The sequence below is a fragment of the Mycobacterium sp. MAC_080597_8934 genome (assembly GCF_000523975.1).
In the GTDB taxonomy this organism is placed as follows: Bacteria; Actinomycetota; Actinomycetes; order Mycobacteriales; family Mycobacteriaceae; genus Mycobacterium; species Mycobacterium avium.
In genome coordinates this window covers 16,074-35,714 of the sequence record NZ_JAOS01000001.1, presented here as the reverse complement: position 1 = coordinate 35,714, position 19,641 = coordinate 16,074, and the positions used below count along the sequence as shown (strand labels likewise).

The 19,641-nt window shown below is 68.9% G+C and carries 18 protein-coding genes; 10 read left to right on the top strand and 8 right to left on the bottom strand.

All coding sequences use genetic code 11. The features are described 5' to 3' along the window. Nucleotides 1-47 precede the first annotated feature (47 nt). A complete protein-coding gene (locus tag NF20_RS00155) occupies nucleotides 48-416 on the top strand; it encodes a hypothetical protein (protein ID WP_003874419.1) in 369 nt (122 codons plus the stop codon). Between the two features lie 145 nt (nucleotides 417-561). Here NF20_RS00155 and NF20_RS00150 read toward each other — a convergent pair whose 3' ends face one another. Genes NF20_RS00150 through NF20_RS00130 form a run of 5 tightly spaced genes read right to left on the bottom strand, consistent with a single transcriptional unit; the run spans nucleotide 562 to nucleotide 5,484 of the window. Then, the gene (locus tag NF20_RS00150; RefSeq protein ID WP_033711726.1) at nucleotides 562-1,797 is read right to left on the bottom strand and encodes a cytochrome P450; all 1,236 of its coding nucleotides are present in this window, start codon (nucleotides 1,795-1,797) and stop codon (nucleotides 562-564) included. 36 nt (nucleotides 1,798-1,833) lie between these two features. Beyond that, on the bottom strand, nucleotides 1,834-2,739 hold the full coding sequence (locus NF20_RS00145) for a haloalkane dehalogenase (protein ID WP_019733020.1): 906 nt from the start codon (nucleotides 2,737-2,739) through the stop codon (nucleotides 1,834-1,836). Between the two features lies 1 nt (nucleotide 2,740). Next, a complete protein-coding gene (locus tag NF20_RS00140) occupies nucleotides 2,741-3,226 on the bottom strand; it encodes an NUDIX domain-containing protein (RefSeq protein WP_019733021.1) in 486 nt (161 codons plus the stop codon). Between the two features lie 6 nt (nucleotides 3,227-3,232). Next, nucleotides 3,233-4,588: a WS/DGAT/MGAT family O-acyltransferase gene (locus NF20_RS00135; protein ID WP_003877024.1), complete on the bottom strand. Its 1,356-nt coding sequence runs from the start codon at nucleotides 4,586-4,588 to the stop codon at nucleotides 3,233-3,235. Between the two features lie 38 nt (nucleotides 4,589-4,626). After that, nucleotides 4,627-5,484, bottom strand: a complete 858-nt coding sequence (locus NF20_RS00130) for an SDR family oxidoreductase (RefSeq protein ID WP_033711725.1) — start codon at nucleotides 5,482-5,484, stop codon at nucleotides 4,627-4,629. A 117-nt stretch (nucleotides 5,485-5,601) separates the two neighbouring features. On the opposite strand from NF20_RS00130, the gene NF20_RS00125 reads away from it, so the two are divergent. From NF20_RS00125 to NF20_RS00110, 4 genes are read left to right on the top strand one after another with little or no spacing between them, the layout of a single operon-like run. Continuing rightward, nucleotides 5,602-6,681 (top strand): dihydrodipicolinate reductase, encoded by a 1,080-nt coding sequence (locus NF20_RS00125; protein ID WP_033717185.1) that lies wholly within the window; start codon nucleotides 5,602-5,604, stop codon nucleotides 6,679-6,681. Further along, on the top strand, nucleotides 6,678-6,887 hold the full coding sequence (locus NF20_RS00120; protein ID WP_009974573.1) for a VOC family protein: 210 nt from the start codon (nucleotides 6,678-6,680) through the stop codon (nucleotides 6,885-6,887). The genes NF20_RS00125 and NF20_RS00120 overlap by 4 nt, the downstream gene beginning before the upstream one ends. Continuing rightward, entirely contained in the window at nucleotides 6,884-7,657 is a 774-nt protein-coding gene (locus NF20_RS00115) for an SDR family NAD(P)-dependent oxidoreductase (RefSeq protein ID WP_019733023.1), read from the top strand. The genes NF20_RS00120 and NF20_RS00115 overlap by 4 nt, the downstream gene beginning before the upstream one ends. After that, a complete protein-coding gene (locus NF20_RS00110; protein WP_003874408.1) occupies nucleotides 7,654-8,250 on the top strand; it encodes a TetR/AcrR family transcriptional regulator in 597 nt (198 codons plus the stop codon). The genes NF20_RS00115 and NF20_RS00110 overlap by 4 nt, the downstream gene beginning before the upstream one ends. Before the next feature lie 6 nt (nucleotides 8,251-8,256). On the opposite strand, the gene NF20_RS00105 is transcribed toward NF20_RS00110, so the two are convergent. Further along, nucleotides 8,257-9,246, bottom strand: coding sequence for a D-2-hydroxyacid dehydrogenase family protein (locus tag NF20_RS00105; protein WP_023900415.1), 990 nt, complete (start codon nucleotides 9,244-9,246; stop codon nucleotides 8,257-8,259). Nucleotides 9,247-9,349: 103 nt separating this feature from the next. Between NF20_RS00105 and NF20_RS00100 the strand changes: the two genes are divergently transcribed. Continuing rightward, nucleotides 9,350-10,234: a ribokinase gene (locus NF20_RS00100; protein WP_033711720.1), complete on the top strand. Its 885-nt coding sequence runs from the start codon at nucleotides 9,350-9,352 to the stop codon at nucleotides 10,232-10,234. On the opposite strand, the gene NF20_RS00095 is transcribed toward NF20_RS00100, so the two are convergent. Then, complete coding sequence (locus tag NF20_RS00095) at nucleotides 10,224-11,657, bottom strand: short-chain fatty acyl-CoA regulator family protein (RefSeq protein ID WP_019732399.1); 1,434 nt, start codon at nucleotides 11,655-11,657, stop codon at nucleotides 10,224-10,226. The two genes, NF20_RS00100 and NF20_RS00095, sit on opposite strands and share 11 nt — an antisense overlap. A gap of 110 nt (nucleotides 11,658-11,767) precedes the next feature. Here NF20_RS00095 and prpD point away from each other — a divergent pair, with 110 nt between their 5' ends. Genes prpD through NF20_RS00075 form a run of 4 tightly spaced genes read left to right on the top strand, consistent with a single transcriptional unit; the run spans nucleotide 11,768 to nucleotide 18,703 of the window. Next, entirely contained in the window at nucleotides 11,768-13,273 is a 1,506-nt protein-coding gene (gene prpD / locus NF20_RS00090; protein WP_033711719.1) for a 2-methylcitrate dehydratase PrpD, read from the top strand. Beyond that, nucleotides 13,273-14,175, top strand: coding sequence for a methylisocitrate lyase (prpB, locus tag NF20_RS00085; protein WP_033711718.1), 903 nt, complete (start codon nucleotides 13,273-13,275; stop codon nucleotides 14,173-14,175). Before prpD ends, prpB begins: the two co-directional genes overlap by 1 nt. Nucleotides 14,176-14,186: 11 nt before the next feature. After that, the gene (locus tag NF20_RS00080; protein WP_011723497.1) at nucleotides 14,187-15,314 is read left to right on the top strand and encodes a bifunctional 2-methylcitrate synthase/citrate synthase; all 1,128 of its coding nucleotides are present in this window, start codon (nucleotides 14,187-14,189) and stop codon (nucleotides 15,312-15,314) included. 5 nt (nucleotides 15,315-15,319) lie between these two features. Then, nucleotides 15,320-18,703: a pyruvate carboxylase gene (locus NF20_RS00075; protein WP_033717184.1), complete on the top strand. Its 3,384-nt coding sequence runs from the start codon at nucleotides 15,320-15,322 to the stop codon at nucleotides 18,701-18,703. On the opposite strand, the gene NF20_RS00070 is transcribed toward NF20_RS00075, so the two are convergent. Further along, on the bottom strand, nucleotides 18,700-19,626 hold the full coding sequence (locus tag NF20_RS00070) for an HpcH/HpaI aldolase/citrate lyase family protein (protein WP_033711716.1): 927 nt from the start codon (nucleotides 19,624-19,626) through the stop codon (nucleotides 18,700-18,702). The two genes, NF20_RS00075 and NF20_RS00070, sit on opposite strands and share 4 nt — an antisense overlap. Nucleotides 19,627-19,641 lie beyond the last annotated feature (15 nt).

Below are 19,641 nucleotides of genomic sequence, written 5' to 3'. Positions count from 1 at the left end.
CTCGAAACGGGTGTTTAGCCCCTCGCCGCAGCGGGCACGCGAACCGCATGTCTGTGACAGCCTTCCAGGACTTGCCGTTGGCCGATCGCGACCGCGAGTGGGACGGCGACGCCGCCGAGAAGCGCGTCCGCAAATGGGCGGGCGCGCAAGACGAGCCGAACGAGAAGTACCGCGACGCCCACGTCTGGTACGACGCCGACAAGAAGGACAATTTCACGGCGTACAAGCTGTTGATCGCCGACGTGATCGGCGGCGAGCTCAAGGCCGTGCCCCGCGGGGTGATGGCGGCCGGCGCGATCATGGACGGCGCGCGCGGCGGCATCGACGTGCCCAAGTCCGACATCGATCGGATCAAGAGCCACCTGGCCAAGTACTACCAGAAGATGGGCGAGAGCCCGCCCTGGGAACGAAGCTAGCGCCCCGAGGCATCGCCGGCAGAGGGCGATTCCGTTCGCCGAACGTGGGGGATATGGATGAAACCGTGGCCCGAATCGTGCATAGCCCCCACGCTCGACGCGAGGCCGCGAGGCAGCGAGGCAGCGAGGCGAGACGGCGACGAAACTAGACCGCGACCACCAGCCGTGACAGGCCGCGCAGCGTCACGTTGGTCTTGTACTGCGGTTCGCCGTCCAGCCGTGCCCGCGGGAAGCGGGCCGTCACCGCCGACAGCGCCACACCGGCTTCCAGCCGCGCCAGCGGCGCGCCCAGGCAGTAGTGCACTCCGCGACCGAACCCCAAGTGCCGCAGACTCTTACGATCTGGATCGAAGGTGTCGGGTCGATCGAACTCGGCGGGGTCACGGTTGGCCGCGGCGAGCAGCAGCATCATGACATCGCCCGCCGGCACCTCCACACCGCCAATCACCATGTCGTCCAAAGCGATTCGCCCGGCCAGCTGCACGGGCGGGTCGTAGCGCAGCGTCTCCTCCACGATCGCCGGGGCCCGGCCCGGGTCGGCGCCCAGCGCGGCCCACTGACCGGGGTCGCGCAACATCGCCAGGACGGCGTTGCCGATCAGGTTCACCGTCGTCTCGTGCCCGGCGATCAGCAGCAGGTTGCAGGTGGAGACGATCTCCTCCTCGGTGAGCTGATCCCCGGACTCCTCGACGGCGATCAGCCCCGACAGCAGGTCGTCGCCCGGGCGTGACCGGCGCGCCTCGATGAGCTGGTGGAAGTAGTCGCGCAGCCAGGTCCCGGCCTGTTGCCGCTCGCTGGCGACCTCGGCCGGCACCCCGGTGATCGTCGAGAACGGATCCAGCGCCTGGGCCAGCAGCGCCGACGCCCGGCTGAACTGCGGCTCGTCGTCGAGCGGCACGCCGAGCAGCCGGCAGATCACCGCCACCGGCAGCGGATAGGCGAAGTCCTCGACGATTTCCAACTCGCCCTTGTCGGCGGCACGATCGAGCAATCCGTCGACCAGCGAACGGATATCGGGTTCCAGCGCGGCGACCACCCGGGGCGCGAACGCCTTGCTGACCAGCCTGCGCAGCCGAGTGTGATCGGGCGGATCGAGAAACAAGAAACCCGGCGGGCCCTGCCTGACCGGCGCCGTGCCCGCCGCGGCCTGCCGCTTGGCGACGGTCGAGTTGACGTTGTCGCTGCTCGACGACGGGTGCCGCAGCACCTCGTCGCAGTCCCGGTAACTCAGGAAGACGGCCAGGTTGGCCTCGGGCAGCTGCAACGCTCCGCGCTCACGGAATTGGGCGTAAAGCCGGTACGGGTCCGCCCGGTTGGCGGGGTCCAACAGCTGCAGCAGCAGCCCTTGCGATTCGGCGGACTCGGTCGGCGCGGTCGTCATCCTGACATTGTGCCCGCCGCTGCGGGCGCGGCCGGATCAGCGGCGCAGGAACTCCACGATGTGGCCGGCCAGCTCGGCGCCGGCGTCCTCCTGCAGGAAATGTCCGGCGCCGCGGATCAAGGGATGATCGATGCCCTGCGCGCCGCGCATCTCACGCTGGAAGATGGCCGCCATCGGCCCGGTGATGGGGTCACTATCGCTGAACGCGACCAGCATGGGCGTCGGGCTCACCGCGAGCTTGGCCCACGCCGCCTTGTTGGCCGCCGCGGCGGGATCCTCCGGGGAGGTGGGCACCAGGGTGGGCATGGCGCGCGGGCCGGCGCAGTACTCGTCGGAGGGAAACGGGGCGTCGTAGCCGGCGCGTTCGGCGTCGCTGAGCCGCCGGCGGCAACCGCCCTGCACGAACGCGCCGATGTTCAGCTGCGGCGCCGAGGTGATGGCCTCCCGGAACCGCCACCAGACGTCGGCCATCGGTTGGTCGCCGTTCGGCAGGCCGGTGTTGGCGACGACCAGCCGGGCGAACCGCTCGGGATGCTCTGCGGCGAGCCGCAATCCGATCAGCCCGCCCCAGTCCTGACCCACCAGGGTCACGTTGTGCAGGTCCAGCACGTCGAAGGCCACCGCGCGCATCCATTCGACGTGCCGCGCATAGCTGTGGTCCTCGCGGCGGGTCGGCTTGTCCGAACGGCCGAACCCGACCAGGTCGGGGCAGACGACGCGATGACCGGCGCCGGCGAGCACCGGAATCATCTTGCGGTACAGGTAGGACCACGACGGCTCGCCGTGCAGCATCAGGACCGGGTCGGCGCCCGCCGGGCCGTCTTCGACCCAGGCCACCCGCAGCGTACCGCCGTCGTCGTCGGAAACCTCGCAATACCTTGGCGGATAAGGGAAATCGGGGACGGTGTGGAACCTGTCGTCGGGTGTTCGCAGCGTGTGCATGTCAGGTCCCTTCGGATAGTCCGGCCACGGCCGGCTGTGCCATCAACCGGTCGAGAAATCCGTGCTGGCTCTTCAAGAGTTTGGTGCGTGCGGCGGCCACCGGGAACCAGCCGACCCGGTCGACCTCGGGGAACTCGCGCAGCGTGCCCGAGCCCTTGGGCCATTCCAGCGCGAATGTGTTGCTGCGTGCCTCGGTGACGTCGAGGTCGCCGTGCACGGCGAAGACGGTCACCAGCTTGCCGCCGGACTGCTTCAGCGTGCCGAGATCGATCCGCTCTCCCGGCGGCACGGCCAGTCCCAGCTCCTCGGCGAACTCGCGCCGCGCGGCCGGCCACGGATCCTCCCCCTCGTCGTACTCCCCCTTCGGGATGGACCACGCGCCGTCGTCCTTGCGCGCCCAGAACGGGCCGCCCGGATGCGCGATCAGCACCTCGACGACGCCGTCACCGGTTCGGTACAGCAGCACACCGGCGCTGAGCTTGGGCATCGAATCCTATTCTCCGACAGCGCGTTCCAGGTCCTTGAGCGAGGACTCCAGGTGCATGAGCAGGCGCTGCAGGTGCGGGACGCTGCGGCGGCAACCGACCAGGCCGAAGTCCAGGTTGCCCGCGTTGCTGGCCAGCGTGATGTTGAGCGCCTGTCCGTCCAGCACGATGGACAGCGGGTAGTTCCCGTCCAGCCGGGCGCCCCCGTAATACAGCGGCGCGGTGGGCCCTGGCACATTCGAGATGACGATGTTGAACGGCGGCGAGGTCGCCGACACCCAGCCCGGCACCGCGGCCAGGGCCAGCGACGACAGGTTGGCCGCGGACAGCGCCAGCGCCTGGAAGCGGGGCAGCTGCGAGAACACCTTCTTGTTGCTGCGCATCGACTCGCTGATGGTGAGCAGACGCTGCGCCGGGTCGTCGCTGTCGGTCGCGAGGTTGCACAGAATCGCCCCCACCAGGTTGCCGCCCGCGTCGGCCTCCTCCTCGGTGCGCAGGCTGACGGGGACCATCGCGATCAGCGGCGTGTCGGGCAGCGCGTTCTGCTCGAGCAGGTAGTAACGCAGCGCGCCCGAACACATCGCCAGCACCACGTCGTTGACGGTGACGCCCGCGGCGTTCTTGACGTTTTTGATCCGCTCCAGCGGCCACGACTGCGCGGCGCAGCGCCGGGCGCCCCCGATCTTGACGTTCAGCATGGTGCGCGGCGCCCCGAACGGTAACGTCAGCTGCTGCTCGACCAGCGCCGCGCGGGCCAGCGACACCGTCGAAGGGGCAAGGGCAGCAACGGATCCCGCGGCATGCACCAGGGAACTCAACCGGGAGCTGGGGCCGGCCTTGCGGCTGCGTTTGGGCAGCGTCCAGGGCGCGCGGATCTCGAGGTCGTCGGGGTCGCTCGACAGGGCGCGCTGCATCAGCTTCTGCGCGGACACGCCGTCGATCAGGGCGTGGTGCACCTTGGTGTAGATGGCGAACCGGCCGTCCTTGAGGCCTTCGACGATGTGTGTCTCCCACAGCGGGCGATGCCGGTCCAGCAGGCTGCTGTGCCACCGCGAGGTCAACTCGAGCAATTCGCGCACCCGGCGCGGCGACGGCAGCGCCGAGCGCCGGACGTGGTAGTCGACGTCGACGTCCGCGTCGTAGGACCAGCCCAGGTTGGCGATCCCGCCGACGAACTTCGCCGGGTGTTTGCGGAACGTGGGCTGGAAATCCGGTTGTGCCACCAGTTGTTTGTAGAAGTCCCGGACGAAGTTTCGACCGGCGCCCTCCGGCGGCTGGTACAACTGCAACCCGCCGACGTGCATCGGATGTTCGCGAGACTCTCCCAGCAGGAAGACCGCGTCGGTGGGCATGATCAGTTCCATCCACCCATTAGACGCCATGCGGGCGGGGAAGTCGCTGTTTACAACAGGTCGGTGATGGTCTTCAGGCCGGCGTCGTAGAGCACGCCGGGCAGCATGCCGCCGTCGCACTCGATGGTGGTGCCGTTGACGAAGTCGGCCTGCCCGCCGGCCAGGAACACGCAGATGCGGCCCACCTCGGCGGGTTCGCCGGCGCGGCGCAACGGCACGGCGGCGAAATACTTCTCCCCGGTGGGATCGTCCTTGGGCAGCACGAACGACCGGAAGTTCTCGGTCATCGTCGGCCCCAACGCCACGCAGTTGACCCGCACCTTCGGCCCCCACTCCTGCGCCAGCGATCGGGTCAGGTGATTCAGGCCGCTTTTGGCCGCGCCGTAGGACACCAGCGTCGGCGCTCCGGCCGGGTGTCCCGCGCCGCTGGAGATGTTGATGATGCAGCCCACCCCGTCCTGGGTTTGCATCTGCCGGTAGGCGCGGATCGCGAACCACAGCGGGCCGATCAGGTTCATCTGCACCGCGAACGCATGGAACAGGGCGGTGCGCGCATAGTCGTCGTCGGCGGCGGGCGAACCCTGAATGCGTTGCACCAGTTCGGGAATGGTTTCGGCGTGCGGCGCGGGAACGGTGCCGCCGGCGTTGTTCACCAGGATGTCGATGCGGCCGTGGGTGGCCACGACGTCGGTGACGAACGCGTCGATGCCGCGGTAGTCGCCCTGATCGCAGACCCGTTGAAAGGCCCGCTCGGCCCAGTCCGGTTCGATGCCGGGGATGGTGTCCAGCGGCGAGCGCGCGCAGCCGACGACGGTGGCGCCGGCCCGCAGCAGTTCGTGGGCGATGCCCACCCCCACGCCCCGGCTGGTCCCGGTGACGATCGCGACCTTGCCCTCGAGGACGCCCATCGCAGCACCCTTCCCGTAACCGGCGATGATTGACAGTCACTGTCAGCGAGTCATAGCCTGCCATCTTGTTTATCAGTGTGTAAAGGTCGATGTGAAAAACCGTCCGGGAGGTCAACGATGAGTAGCCCGTCCAAGCTTCGCGTCATCCAGTGGGCCACCGGCGGTGTGGGTAAGGCGGCGATCCAGTGCGTCCTGAATCATCCGCGGCTGGAACTGGCGGGATGCTGGGTGCACAGCGCGGAGAAGAACGGTGTCGACGTCGGGCGGATCATCGGCACCCAGGACCTCGGTGTCACCGCTAGCACCAGCGTCGACGAGGTGCTGGCGCTGGACGCCGATTGCGTCGTGTACAGCCCGCTGATACCCAACGACGACGAGGTCATCGCGATCCTGCGGTCCGGCAAGAATGTCGTCACACCGGTCGGCTGGGTCTATCCCGATCCGGGCAACCCGCGGCACCGGGCCGTCGCCGACGCCGCGCTGGAAAGCGGTGTGACACTGCATGGTTCGGGGATCCACCCCGGCGGTATCACGGAGCGATTCCCGCTCATGGTGTCATCGCTGTCGTCGGCGGTCACGCACGTTCGTGCCGAGGAGTTCTCCGACATCCGCACCTACAACGCACCCGACGTGGTGCGCCACATCATGGGCTTCGGCGGCACCCCCGAGGAGGCCACCGGGGGGCCGATGGCAGGGCTGCTCGACGGCGGATTCAAACAGTCGGTGCGAATGACCGCCGACCACATGGGGTTTCGCATCGACCCCAACATCAGGACCATCCAGGACGTCGCCGTGGCGACCGCCGACATCGACTACGACCCCTTCCCGATCACCGCCGGCACGGTGGCGGCGCGCCGGTTCCGCTGGCAGGCGCTGGTGGACGGCGAGCCGGTGATCACCGCGGCGGTCAACTGGTTGATGGGTGAGCAAAACCTGGACCCCGCCTGGGATTTCGGTGGGCGCGGCGAGCGCTTCGAGGTGGAGATCACCGGCGACCCCGACGTGAGCCTGACGTTCAAGGGCCTGCAACCGGAGACGATCGCGGAGGGCCTGGTGAAGAACCCCGGCGTGGTGGTCACCGCCAACCACTGCGTCAACGCCATTCCCGACGTCTGCGCCGCCGCGCCGGGCATCAAGACCTATCTGGATCTGCCACTGTTTGCGGGCCGGCCGGCCCCCGGCCTCGCCACGTCATGAGCCCCGTCCTCGACGACGCCCATCGGCGCATCGTCTCGGCCGGCTACCAACCCGACCAGGAGCCCTTCGAGATCGGCGGGGTGCGCATGTTTTTCGTCAAGGATCCGGACGGAACACCGGTCGAGTTCATCGAACTACCGGGCGGGGCGCGCAGCACCTACGAGATGCATCGCGGCGTGCGACTGCGGCTGGGGCCGGTCGCATGAGCTACAGCCACCCGGATTCGATGCGCGGGCAGGTCGCGATCGTCACCGGCGCCGCGCAGGGCGTCGGCAAGGGCATCGCCGCCGCGCTGCTGGAACGCGGCGCGGCGGTGGTGTTGGTCGACATTCAACAAGAAACCCTGGAGGCGACGGCCGCCGAACTCCGCGCATTGGGGCGGGTGGAACGGCTCGTCACCGATCTGCGCGACCCCGACAGCGCCTTGCGCATCGCGGCGGCCGCCGTCGACGCGTTCGGCTCGGTGCACGGGCTGGTCAACAACGCCATCGCCACCAACGAGCCCAAGGCATTCGTTGACATCACCACCGACGACCTCGCGCTGGGCTATGAGGTCGGCCCCCGCGCCACCTTCCTGCTCATGCAGGCGGTGCACCCGCTGCTGGTGAAGGAGGGCGGCGGGGCGATCGTCAATCTCGGCTCGGGGACGGGCACCGGCGGCGAACCCAGATGGGGCGGGTATGCCGCCGCCAAGGAAGGCATCCGGGGCCTGTCCAAGGTGGCGGCGCTGGAGTGGGGACGCGACAACATCCGCGTCAACGTCGTCTGCCCGTTCGCCGAGTCCGACGGCGTGAAGCTGTGGAAGCAGTTCGCGCCCAACGACTATGCGAAGGCGGTCGGACGGGTGCCGATGAAGCGGATCGGCGACGTGCGCACCGACGTGGGTGCGCTGGTGGCCTTCCTGCTCAGCACCGACGCCACCTTCATCACCGGGCAGACCATCCACGTCGACGGCGGGATCGGCTGCTTCCGATGACACCGGAATCGCTGCGCGACCGACAGCGCGCACAGATCCGCGCCGACATCCGGCGCGCGGCGTTCCGGTTGTTCGTCGAGCGCGGGTACGACGCGGTGACAACCGAGGAAATCGCCACGGCCGCAGGCGTTTCCCCGCGTACCTTCTTCCGGCACGTGCCGGCGAAGGAGGAACTTCTGCTCGCGCCGGTGCGCTACGGCGGCGCCGCGATCGTCCATCTCCTCGAGGGCCGCCCGGCCGGCGAATCACCCGACGTCGCGCTGATCAACGCCATCATCACCCGCACCCGCTCGTTCGAGCCGGCCGACACCGAGGAGTGGCGTCAGGCCCTGCTGGTGGCCCCCGGCCTGCTGGACAAGGTGACCGTGCACCGGCCCGCCGACAAGGAACGCGCCACCAAGCTCATCGCCGACCGGATGCGGGTCGACCCCCACACCGACATCCGCCCTGGCCTGCTGGTCCAACTGGCCTTCGCCGCCGCGGATTTCGGCTTTCAGCAGTGGGTGCTCCAGTCCGGGCGACGGTGGCCGCTGGACCGCTACGTCGCCGAAGCGCTCAAGGCCGTCAAAAGTCCGCACTGGAGGCGGAAATGAGCGCGCTCAATCTCGTTGCAGCACTTCGGGATTGGCGATCCGGATCGGAGTGCCGTCCAGCCAGGCCAGCACGGATTCCACGGTGTCGGCGTAGAACGCGCCGAGCATCTCACGGGTGACGTATCCCAGGTGGGGTGACAGGGTCACGTTCGGCAGGGACCGCAACGGGTGATCACCGGGCAGCGGCTCGACGTCGTACACGTCCAGCCCGGCACCGGCGATGCGCCCGGCGGTCAGCGCGGCGATCAGGGCGGGCTCGTCGACGATCGGGCCCCGGGCGGTGTTGATCAGATACGCCGACGGTTTCATCAGCGCCAGCTCGGGTTCGCCGACCAGGCCGCGGGTGCGCTCGGAGAGCACCAGGTGGACGGAGACCACGTCGGCGGACTCGAACAGGGCGGCCTTCGACACCCGCCGGGCCCCCACCGCGGCGGCGGCGTCGTCGGTCAGATTCTGGCTCCACGCAATGACTTCCATGCCGAACGCGGCGGCGAATCCGGCCATCCGGCTGCCCACTCGGCCCAGACCCAGCAGCCCGAGCGTCTTGCCGGACAACGTCATTCCCGCCGTGCGCTGCCAGCCCCCGGCCCGCATCTGCCGGTGCTCGTCGGCCAGGTGACGCACCGTCGCGATCATCAGCCCCCAGGCCAGTTCCGGCGTCGCGTCGCGCAGGGCGGCGAACCGGGGGTGGGCGAACTCGGATCGGGCCACCGCGATCCCGTGCTCGGTGGCCGCGGCCATGTCCAGGTTGGGCAGCTGCCGGCCGACGATGGTGAGCAGCCGCAGGTGGGGCAGCCGCTCGATCAGGCTGCGCGGGAAGGCCATCCGCTCGCGCATGGTGCACACCACCTCGAACGGCCGCAGCGCGTCCACCGCCTGCCGCTCGGACAGGTGCTCGTCGAAAACGGTGATGTCGCACCGCTTTTGCACCCGCGACCAGTCGGCGACCTGCAGCGCCACCCCGGCGTAGTCGTCGAGAATCGCTAGCCTGGGCACGCCGTGTCCCCGATCCGATCCATGGCTCACTGGACCATCACCGCGGCGGTCCCGTCAAGGGACCGCAGGTGTTCGGCGCGCCGAAAGCGGGCACTGTGTAGTCATGGGTGTGGTGGTGATCGGTCAGATCGGGCGCGACCTGGTGCTGCGCACCGACCGGCCGCCGACGGCCGGCGAGTCCGCCACCGTGCTGCGGCGCGAGGAGCTGCTCGGCGGCAAGGGCGCCAACCAGGCCGTCGGGCTGGCGCAACTGGGTGTGCCGGTGGCGCTGATCGGGGTGGTGGGCGACGACCAAGCCGGCACGTCGATCCTGCAGCAGGCGCAGCGCGACGGCATCGACGTCAGCAAAGTGGCGCGGCGCGGCACCACCGCGCTGCTGGTCGACGTGGTCGCCGCGCCGCCGGAACGCATGCTGCTCGAGGACGTGCCGGACAGTTCGCTGGTTCGGGTCGCCGACCTGGACCGGTCGAGCTCGCTGTTCGACACCGCCGACACCGTCTCCATTCAGCTGCAGCAGCCGGCCGCCACCGCTTTGGAAGCCGCCCAACGCGCGCGGCAGCGGGGACTGCGGGTGGTGGCCGACGGCGTGCCCGCCCCGCAGGTTCGGGCCGATCTGCTGGCGACGCTGGACGTGCTGCGGGCCGATGCCACCGAAGCGTCGATCATCGCGGGCACCGAAATCACCACGGTGGAACAGGCCTTCGATCTGGCCGACCATCTGCTGAGCGGCGGCCCGGAGCTGGTCGCGCTGGCGATTCCCGACGTGGGCGACCTGCTGACGTGGCGTGGTGGCAGCGAGCTTTTCGAGTTCGCCGACGTGGAAGTGGTGGATCCCACCGGCGCCGGTGACGCGTTCGTCGCCGGGCTGGTCGCCGCCCTGCGAGAGGGCGCCGCACCGCGGGAGGCGGGTCGGCGGGCGGCCGCGGCCGCCGGGGCCACGGTTCAGCGCCTGGGCGGGCGGCCCGACCTGACCGGGCTCAGGGCGTGATCGCGGGCGGGTAGGGCAGGTCGGTGCTGCGGTGCGGGTCGACGGAGACCGGGCGGCCGAGGTAGGGGAAGGCGCGTTGCGGGCAGGCCGGCCGATCGCAGATCTTGCACCCGGCGCCGATCGGCACGATCGACTCGGTGTCGCGCAGATCGATGCCGACGGAGTAGATCAGTTTGTCCGCGTGGTCCACGTCGCAACCCAGCCCGATGGCGAAGCTCTTGTGCGGGCCGAGGTAACGGCTCGGCCCGCCGCTGGTGGTGCGTGCGATCCAAAAATAGGTCCGATCGTCGGGCATCTGCGCGACCTGGGTCAAAAACTGGCCGGGCCGGGAAAACGCGTGGTGCACCACCCACAACGGGCAGTTCCCGCCGACCCGGGAGAAGTGAAAAGCGGTGGCGGACTGGCGTTTCGAGATGTTGCCGGCGCTGTCGGTGCGCACGAAGATGAACGGCACCCCGCGGGCGTTCGGGCGTTGCAGCGTGGACAGCCGATGGCAGACGGTTTCGAAGCCCACCTCGAATCTCCTTGACAGCTGGTCGATGTCGTAACGGACGCGCTCGGCCGCGTCGAGGAATCTGCGGTAGGGCAACAGCAGGGCGCCGGCGAAATAGTTGGCCAGCCCGATGCGGGCCACACCGCGGGCATCGTCGCTGAGCTGATCGTCGCCGGCGATGATCGCGGTGATCAATTCCGGCTGGGTGAGCAGAGCGATCTGGGTGGCCAATTGAAAGGCACGCTGACCGGGGTGCAGCCAGCGGGCCAGGTACACCGTTTTCGACTCGGGATCGAACAGGCGCTTGGAGTTCGGGGCCAGCAGCTGGCCGTCGTCGACCACCACCGCCACACCCAGCTGCTCGCCGAGCAGCTGGGCGAGCTGGTCGTCGAGCCCGCCGATTCGCAACCGGTTGTGGTCGAACATTTCCTCGGCGGCCACGTCCAGTTCGCCGATGTAGTTCTTGCGGTCGTAGAAGAAGTCCCGCACCTCCTCGAACGGCATCGGCTGATGCGGTAGCCCCGGCGTGTCCGAGATGTCTAGATTGGCGCGGCTGTACAGGGCTTCGAGATCGGCGGTGGTGTCGTGCAGCCGCCGGTGCAGATTGACCAGGGTCTGGCCGATCGCCGGCATGCGCGCGACCAACTCCTCGACCTGCCCGGGCGTCGCGGGCGTTTCGGTGAGCACCTCCCGCAGGTCGGCGATCAGGCGGGCGTCGGAGTCCGGCGCGAAGTACTGGGTGGGCAGATCGAAACGCTCGGTGAGGGTGAGCAGCACCGGGACGGTGATCGGGCGCTGGTCGTTTTCCAGCTGGTTGACGTAACTGGTCGACAGCCCGAGGGCGCGCGCCAGCGCCACCTGGGTCAGCCCCTGCTCCTCGCGCAATCGCCGCAGCCGCGCCCCGGCGAACGTCTTCGCCACCCGCACCACCCTACGCCCAGCGCCTTTCACAAAGTTCGCAAACACAGTCGGGCAAGGACGCAAAATTACGCTTTTACAGGGCATTTACCGTATTCAGCCGGGTGCGTAGGGTGCGGTTTATGCGCATCCACGACGTTCGAACCCGGCGCAGCGCCGAGGACTTCCCCCGCAGCGAGCACCTGGCGTGGAAGATCGCCGAGGTCGCGGCCGATCCGGTCGCGGTGCCGGCGGAGACCGAGGCGATGGTGATCAACCGCGTCATCGACAACGCGGCGGTGTCAGCCGCCTCGGTGCTCCGGCGCCCGGTGACCGTCGCACGGGCTCAGGCCCAGGCGCATCCCGCGGCGGCCAAGGGCGCCAAGGTTTTCGGGATCCGGGGCGACTACTCCCCGGAGTGGGCGGCCTGGGCCAACGGGGTCGCGGTGCGCGAATTGGATTTCCACGACACGTTTCTGGCCGCCGAGTATTCGCATCCCGGCGACAACATTCCCGCCCTGGTGGCCGTCGCCCAGCACCTGGGGGTCGGCGGCGCCGATCTGATCCGCGGCATCGCCACCGGTTACGAGATCCAGATCGACCTGGCCAAGGGAATCTGCTTGCACGAGCACAAGATCGACCACGTCGCGCATCTGGGCCCGTCGGTGGCCGCCGGCCTGGGCACCATGTTGCGGCTGGATCCCGAGACCATCTATCAGGCGATCGGGCAGGCGTTGCACCTGACGACGTCCACCCGGCAGTCGCGCAAGGGCTTGATCTCCAGCTGGAAGGCGTACGCGCCGGCCTGGGCCGGCAAGGTCGCCATCGAGGCGGTCGACCGCGCCATGCGGAAAGAGGGTGCGCCCGCACCGATTTGGGAGGGCGAGGACGGCGTGATCGCCTGGCTGCTGTCGGGTCCCGAGCACACCTATCGGGTCCCGCTGCCCGAGCCAGGTGAGCCCAAGCGCGCCATCCTGGACAGCTACACCAAGGAGCACTCGGCCGAATACCAGAGCCAGGCGCTGATCGATCTGGCCCGCCGGATGCGGGAGCGCATCGGCGATCTGAATCAGATCGCCACGATCGTGCTGCACACCAGCCATCACACCCACTACGTGATCGGCACCGGGGCGGGCGATCCGCAGAAATTCGACCCGGACGCCTCGCGGGAAACGCTGGACCACTCGGTGATGTACATCTTCGCGGTCGCACTGCAGGACGGAACCTGGCACCACGAAAGGTCTTACGCGCCCGAACGTGCACACCGGCCCGACACCGTCGAGCTGTGGCGCAAGATCTCGACCGTCGAGGACCCCGAGTGGACCCGGCGCTACCACTCCACGGACCCGAACGACAAGGCGTTCGGGGCCCGCGCCGTGGTCACCCTCACAAGCGGTGAGGTGATCGTCGATGAGCTCGCCGTCGCCGACGCTCACCCGTTGGGGGCCCGGCCTTTCGAACGCACGCAGTACGTCGGCAAATTCCACGAACTGGCCGAGGGTGTCGTCACCGACGCCGAGCAGCAGCGGTTCCTGTCGGTCGCCGAGGGCCTGCCCGCATTGCCGCCGGGCGCGGCGGGTGAACTCAACATCGTGGTCGATCCGGCGGTGCTGGCCACCGCCCCGGCGATTCCGGGCGGGATCTTCTGATGCATGGTCTGATCGGCGCCGCCCGTTCCCCGGAACAGAAGCGGGCGCAATTGCGCGCCGGACTGGAAAGTAGCCGGCTGCAACGCTTTCCGGGCGCCTTCTCACCGCTGGTGGCCAAGCTGGTCGCCGAACTCGGATTCGACGGGGTGTATGTGTCCGGCGCCGCGCTCTCGGCCGACCTCGGCCTGCCCGACATCGGCCTGACCACCCTGACCGAGGTCAGCGGCCGCGGCGCCCAGATCGCCGCGGTCACCGAGCTGCCCACCCTGATCGACGCCGACACCGGGTTCGGCGAACCGCTGAACGCCGCCCGCACGGTGACGATGCTCGAGGACGCCGGGCTGGCCGGCTGCCACCTGGAGGACCAGGTAAACCCGAAACGGTGCGGACATCTCGACGGCAAGGCGGTGGTGCCGGTCGACGAGATGGTGCGACGGCTCCGCGCCGCCGTCTCGGCCCGCAGGGACCCGAACTTCGTCGTCTGCGCCCGCACCGACGCCGCCGCGATCGAGGGCCTGCCCGCCGCGATCGAACGGGCCCGGGCCTACGCCGACGCGGGCGCCGACCTGATCTTCACCGAGGCGCTGCAAAGCCCCACGGAATTCGAGCGATTCCGCGCCGCGCTCGACACGCCGCTGCTGGCCAACATGACCGAGTTCGGCAAGTCGCCGTTGCTCAGCGCCGACCGGCTCGCCGACATCGGCTACAACGTGGTGATCTACCCGGTGACGACGCTGCGGCTGGCCATGCACGCCGTCGAGGCCGGGCTGCGCGAAATCGCCGATACCGGAATGCAATCCGGCCTGCTGGACCGCATGCAGCACCGCAGCCGGCTCTATCAGCTGCTGCGCTACGCCGACTACAACCACTTCGATTCCGACATCTACAACTTCCCCCGGTAAGGAGTCGTGCCATGAGCACCCTCGAAGACAACCAGCCCCGCATCCACAAGGGCCTGGCCGGTGTCGTCGTCGACACCACCGCCATCTCCAAGGTGGTCCCGGAGACCAACTCGCTGACCTACCGCGGCTACGCCGTGCAGGACCTGGCGGCCCACTGCAGCTTCGAACAGGTCGCGTATCTGCTGTGGTACGGCGAGCTTCCCGACGACCAGCAGCTGGCGCTGTTCAGCCAGCGGGAACGAGCCGCCCGCCGGCTCAACCGATCCCAACTGTCGCTGCTGCACAAGCTGCCCGACACCTGCCACCCGATGGACGTGGTGCGCACCTTCATCAGCTCCATGGGCGCCGAGGACCCCGACGAGGACGACAACAGCGCATCGGCCAACCACGCCAAGGCGCTGCGGATGTTCGCGGTGCTGCCCACCATCGTCGCGGCCGACATGCGCCGCCGGCGCGGTCTGGAACCTATCGCCCCGCACAGCCACATGAGCTATGCGCAGAATTTTCTGCACATGTGTTTCGGCGATGTGCCCGAGCAGGTGATCGTCGACGCGTTCGAACAGTCCATGATCCTGTACGCCGAGCACAGTTTCAATGCCTCGACCTTCGCGGCGCGCGTGGTCACCTCCACCCAGTCCGATATCTACAGCGCGGTCACCGCGGCCATCGGCGCGCTCAAGGGTTCGCTGCACGGCGGGGCCAACGAAGCCGTCATGCACGACATGCTCGAAATCGGGACCCCCGACCGGGCTGCGGAATGGTTGCAGGGCAAGCTTTCTCGCAAGGAGAAGGTGATGGGTTTCGGGCATCGGGTCTACAAGAACGGCGACTCGCGGGTGCCGACCATGAAGCAAGCCCTGCAGCGCGTCGCCGCGGTGCGCGACGGCCAGAAGTGGCTGGACATCTACCAGATCCTGGAAAGGGGAATGGCGCGGGCCAACGGCATCAAACCCAACCTCGACTTCCCCACCGGGCCGGCCTACTACCTGATGGGCTTCGACATCGGGGCGTTCACGCCGATTTTCGTGATGAGCAGGATCACCGGGTGGACGGCACACATCATCGAGCAGACCGCCTCCAACGCGTTGATCCGTCCGCTCAGCGAGTATGTCGGACCGCCGCAACGCGCTCTATCGTAAGAACCGTGTTAGCGAAAGTCCTGGTCGCCAACCGCGGGGAGATCGCGATCCGCGCGTTCCGCGCGGCCTACGAGCTGGAAATGGCCACCGTGGCGGTGTATCCCTATGAGGACCGCAATTCGGTGCACCGGTTGAAGGCCGACGAGTCCTACCAGATCGGTGAGGAGGGCCACCCGGTCCGCGCCTACCTGTCCGTCGACGAGATCGTCGGCACGGCGCTGGCCTGCGGCGCGGATGCGATCTACCCCGGCTACGGCTTCCTCTCGGAGAACCCCGATCTGGCGGCGGCGTGCGCGGCGGCCGGCATCACGTTCGTCGGCCCCAGCGCCGAGGTGCTCGAGCTCACCGGCGACAAGTCGCGGGCCATCGCGGCGGCGCGGGCCGCGGGTCTTCCGGTGCTGGCCTCCTCGCCGCCGTCGACCTCGGTGCAGGAGCTGCTGAGCGCCGCCGAGACGATGACGTTCCCGCTGTTCGTCAAGGCGGTCGCCGGCGGCGGCGGCCGGGGGATGCGCCGGGTCACCGATCCGGGGGCGCTGGCCGAGGCGATCGAGGCGGCCAGCCGTGAGGCCGAGTCCGCGTTCGGGGACGCCTCGGTGTTTCTCGAGCAGGCGGTGATCAATCCGCGGCACATCGAGGTCCAGATCCTGGCCGACACGCACGGCAACGTGATGCACCTCTACGAGCGGGACTGCAGCGTGCAGCGCCGGCACCAGAAGGTGATCGAGATCGCCCCGGCGCCCAACCTGGATCCGGTGCTGCGCGAACGTATCTGCGCCGACGCGGTGGCGTTCGCACGCAGCATCGGCTACACCTGCGCGGGCACGGTGGAGTTCCTGCTCGACGAACGCGGCAACCACGTGTTCATCGAGATGAACCCGCGCATCCAGGTGGAGCACACGGTGACCGAGGAGATCACCGACGTCGACCTGGTGTCCGCGCAGCTGCGCATCGCCTCCGGCCAGACGCTGGAAGAGATTGGCTTAAGCCAGGATTCGGTCATCCCGCGCGGTGCGGCCCTGCAGTGCCGGATCACCACCGAGGACCCCGCCAACGGTTTCCGCCCGGACACCGGCCGTATCACCGCCTACCGCACCCCGGGCGGCGCGGGCATCCGGCTGGACGGCGGCACCACGCTGGGTGCGGAGATCAGCGCGCACTTCGATTCGATGCTGATCAAGCTGACCTGCCGGGGACGCGACTTCCCCGCGGCGGTGCGGCGGGCGCGGCGCGCGGTCGCCGAATTCCGCATCCGCGGCGTCTCGACGAATATCCCGTTCCTGCAGGCGGTTCTGGGCGACCCGGATTTTCAGGCCGGGCGCATCACCACCTCGTTCATCGAACAGCGGCCGCAGTTGCTCACCGCGCGCAGTTCGGCCGACCGCGGCACCAAGATCCTCAACTACCTGGCCGACGTGACCGTCAACAAGCCGCACGGCGAGCGCCCGTCGGCGGTGTACCCGCATGACAAGCTGCCCGACATCGACCTGGCGGCGAGCCCGCCGGCGGGCTCCAAGCAGCGGTTGACCGAACTCGGGCCGGAGCGATTCGCGGCCTGGCTGCGCGAGTCGGGCGGCGTCGGCGTCACCGACACCACGTTCCGCGACGCGCACCAGTCGCTGCTGGCGACCCGGGTCCGCACCAGCGGGCTGCTCAAGGTCGCGCCCTACGTCGCACGGACCATGCCGCAGCTGTTGTCGGTGGAGTGTTGGGGCGGGGCGACTTACGACGTGGCGCTGCGGTTTCTCAAGGAGGACCCGTGGGAGCGGCTGGCGGCGCTGCGCGAGGCGATGCCGAACATCTGCCTTCAGATGCTGCTGCGCGGGCGTAACACCGTGGGGTACACGCCCTATCCGGAGACGGTCACGACGGCCTTCGTCGCGGAGGCGACCGAGACCGGCATCGACATCTTCCGCATCTTCGACGCGTTGAACAACGTCGACTCGATGCGCCCGGCCATCGACGCGGTCCGCGAAACCGGAAGCGCCATAGCCGAAGTGGCGATGTCCTACACCGGCGACCTGTCCGATCCGGCCGAAAAGCTGTACACGCTGGACTATTACCTGAAGCTGGCCGACCAGATCGTCGAAGCGGGCGCGCACGTGCTGGCGATCAAGGACATGGCCGGGCTGCTGCGCGCACCGGCGGCCGCGACGCTGGTGTCGGCGCTGAAGTCGCGGTTCGACCTGCCGGTGCACGTGCACACCCATGACACGCCGGGCGGACAGCTGGCGACCTACGTGGCGGCCTGGCAGGCCGGGGCCGATGCGGTCGACGGCGCCGCCGCGCCGCTCGCCGGAACCACCAGCCAGCCGGCACTGTCGTCGATCGTGGCCGCCGCGGCCAACACGGAGTATGACACCGGGTTGTCCCTGCCGGCGGTGTGCGATCTGGAGCCGTACTGGGAGGCGCTGCGAAAGGTATACGCTCCCTTCGAATCCGGGCTTCCGGCGCCGACCGGGCGGGTGTATCACCACGAGATCCCGGGCGGCCAATTGTCGAATCTGCGTCAGCAGGCGATTGCGCTGGGACTCGGCGACCGGTTCGAGGACATCGAAAACGCCTACGCCGGCGCCGACGCGATTTTGGGACACCTGGTCAAGGTCACCCCGTCCAGCAAGGTGGTGGGCGACCTGGCGCTGGCCCTGGTGGGTGCGGGTGTGGGCGCGCAGGACTTCGCCGAAGACCCCTCCCGCTACGACATCCCGGATTCGGTGATCGGCTTTCTGCGCGGCGAGCTCGGCGACCCGCCGGCCGGCTGGCCGGAGCCGTTGCGCACCAAGGCCTTACAGGGCCGGGGGCCGGCCAAGCCGGAGCAGCCGCTGACGGCCGAGGACGAAGCGGCGTTGGCCGCCCCGGGTGCGCGACGGCAGGCGGCGCTGAACCGGCTGCTGTTCCCGGGACCGACCAAGGAGCTCGAGGAGCACCGCGAGCAGTATGGTGACACCTCGGGGCTGAGCGCCAACCAGTTCTTCTACGGATTGCGGCAGGGCGACGAACACCGCGTCGAACTCGAGCGCGGCGTGGAGTTGCTGATCGGCCTGGAGGCCATCTCCGATCCCGACGAACGCGGCATGCGCACCGTGATGTGCATTCTCAACGGGCAGCTGCGGCCGGTGGTGGTGCGCGACCGCAGCATCGCCATCGACGTGCCCGCCGCCGAGAAGGCCGACCGCGCCAACCCGGACCACATCGCCGCCCCGTTCGCCGGGGTGGTGACGGTCGCCACCGAGGTCGGCCGGCAGGTCGAGGCCGGCCAGACCATCGCGACGATCGAGGCGATGAAGATGGAAGCCGCGGTCACCAGCCCGAAGTCGGGCAAGGTGGCGCGAATCGCCGTGTCGCGGACCGCTCAAGTCGAGGGCGGCGACCTCCTGATGGTGATCGACTAGCGGTCGTTCGATCCGCCGGTGCCGTTGATCAGGGCGGCGCGCGCCAGCGTCTGCTGCGCCATCTTCACGTGCGCGGCGTCCACCAGCACGCCGTTGACCCCGACGGCGCCGCGGCCGTTGCTCTCGGCCTCCCGGTAGGCGGCGAGATTGGCTTCGGCGCGCGCGATTTCGTCGGCGGTGGGCGCATAAACCTGGTTGGCGACAGGTACCTGGTCGGGGTGGATCGCCCATTTGCCGGTGTATCCCATCAGTGCGGCCCGCCGGGCGTCGCGCTCATATCCCGCCAGGTCGCGGTAGTCGGGATAGGGCGCGTCGATCGCGTCGATGCCCGCGATCCGCGCGGCGACGATCACCTTGTTGCGGGCGTATTGCCAGAAATCGCCGGGATATTCGCCCAGCGGCACGAAGTTGGTGTCCACCCGGGCCCCCTGGGACAGCGAGAAGTCGCCGACGCCGAAGATCAGCGCGTCCAACCGCGGACTGGCCACCGCGATCTCTTCGGCGTTGGCCAGCCCCTCGACCTCCTCGATCAACACCTCGAGCCGGATCTTGTTGCCCAGGTTGAGCTTTGCCTCCAGCTGGCTGAGCAGGACGTCGACCCACCAGACGTCGCGGGCCCGGCGCGCCTTGGGGATGATGACGGTGTCAAGGTTGCGGCCGGCCGCGGTCACCACCTCGATGAGGTCGTCGTGGCACCACGGGGTGTCGAGGCCGTTGATCCGTACCGCCCGCGCGGTGCGCCCCCAATCCAGGTCGTTGAGCGCGCTGATCGCCTTGCCGCGCGACTCCTCCTTGAAAGCCGGCGGCACCGCGTCCTCGAGGTCGAGGAACACCAGGTCGGCACCGCATCCGGCGGCCTTGTCGAACATGTTGTCGTTGCTGGCGGGCACCGCGAGCTCCGAGCGGCGGAGAAGCTGGGTCATCGATCAAATTCCTTC

What these genes read in the sequence shown, in the direction of transcription:
- NF20_RS00145 (WP_019733020.1), bottom strand. Translation starts at nt 2,739, where the DNA reads ATGCACACGCTGCGAACACCCGACGACAGGTTCCACACCGTCCCCGAT.
- NF20_RS00130 (WP_033711725.1), bottom strand. Translation starts at nt 5,484, where the DNA reads ATGGGCGTCCTCGAGGGCAAGGTCGCGATCGTCACCGGGACCAGCCGG.
- NF20_RS00155 (WP_003874419.1), top strand. Translation starts at nt 48, where the DNA reads ATGTCTGTGACAGCCTTCCAGGACTTGCCGTTGGCCGATCGCGACCGC.
- NF20_RS00115 (WP_019733023.1), top strand. Translation starts at nt 6,884, where the DNA reads ATGAGCTACAGCCACCCGGATTCGATGCGCGGGCAGGTCGCGATCGTC.
- NF20_RS00140 (WP_019733021.1), bottom strand. Translation starts at nt 3,226, where the DNA reads ATGCCCAAGCTCAGCGCCGGTGTGCTGCTGTACCGAACCGGTGACGGC.
- NF20_RS00100 (WP_033711720.1), top strand. Translation starts at nt 9,350, where the DNA reads ATGGGTGTGGTGGTGATCGGTCAGATCGGGCGCGACCTGGTGCTGCGC.
- NF20_RS00135 (WP_003877024.1), bottom strand. Translation starts at nt 4,588, where the DNA reads ATGGAACTGATCATGCCCACCGACGCGGTCTTCCTGCTGGGAGAGTCT.
- NF20_RS00150 (WP_033711726.1), bottom strand. Translation starts at nt 1,797, where the DNA reads ATGACGACCGCGCCGACCGAGTCCGCCGAATCGCAAGGGCTGCTGCTG.
- prpB (WP_033711718.1), top strand. Translation starts at nt 13,273, where the DNA reads ATGCATGGTCTGATCGGCGCCGCCCGTTCCCCGGAACAGAAGCGGGCG.
- NF20_RS00070 (WP_033711716.1), bottom strand. Translation starts at nt 19,626, where the DNA reads ATGACCCAGCTTCTCCGCCGCTCGGAGCTCGCGGTGCCCGCCAGCAAC.
- prpD (WP_033711719.1), top strand. Translation starts at nt 11,768, where the DNA reads ATGCGCATCCACGACGTTCGAACCCGGCGCAGCGCCGAGGACTTCCCC.
- NF20_RS00080 (WP_011723497.1), top strand. Translation starts at nt 14,187, where the DNA reads ATGAGCACCCTCGAAGACAACCAGCCCCGCATCCACAAGGGCCTGGCC.
- NF20_RS00110 (WP_003874408.1), top strand. Translation starts at nt 7,654, where the DNA reads ATGACACCGGAATCGCTGCGCGACCGACAGCGCGCACAGATCCGCGCC.
- NF20_RS00120 (WP_009974573.1), top strand. Translation starts at nt 6,678, where the DNA reads ATGAGCCCCGTCCTCGACGACGCCCATCGGCGCATCGTCTCGGCCGGC.
- NF20_RS00125 (WP_033717185.1), top strand. Translation starts at nt 5,602, where the DNA reads ATGAGTAGCCCGTCCAAGCTTCGCGTCATCCAGTGGGCCACCGGCGGT.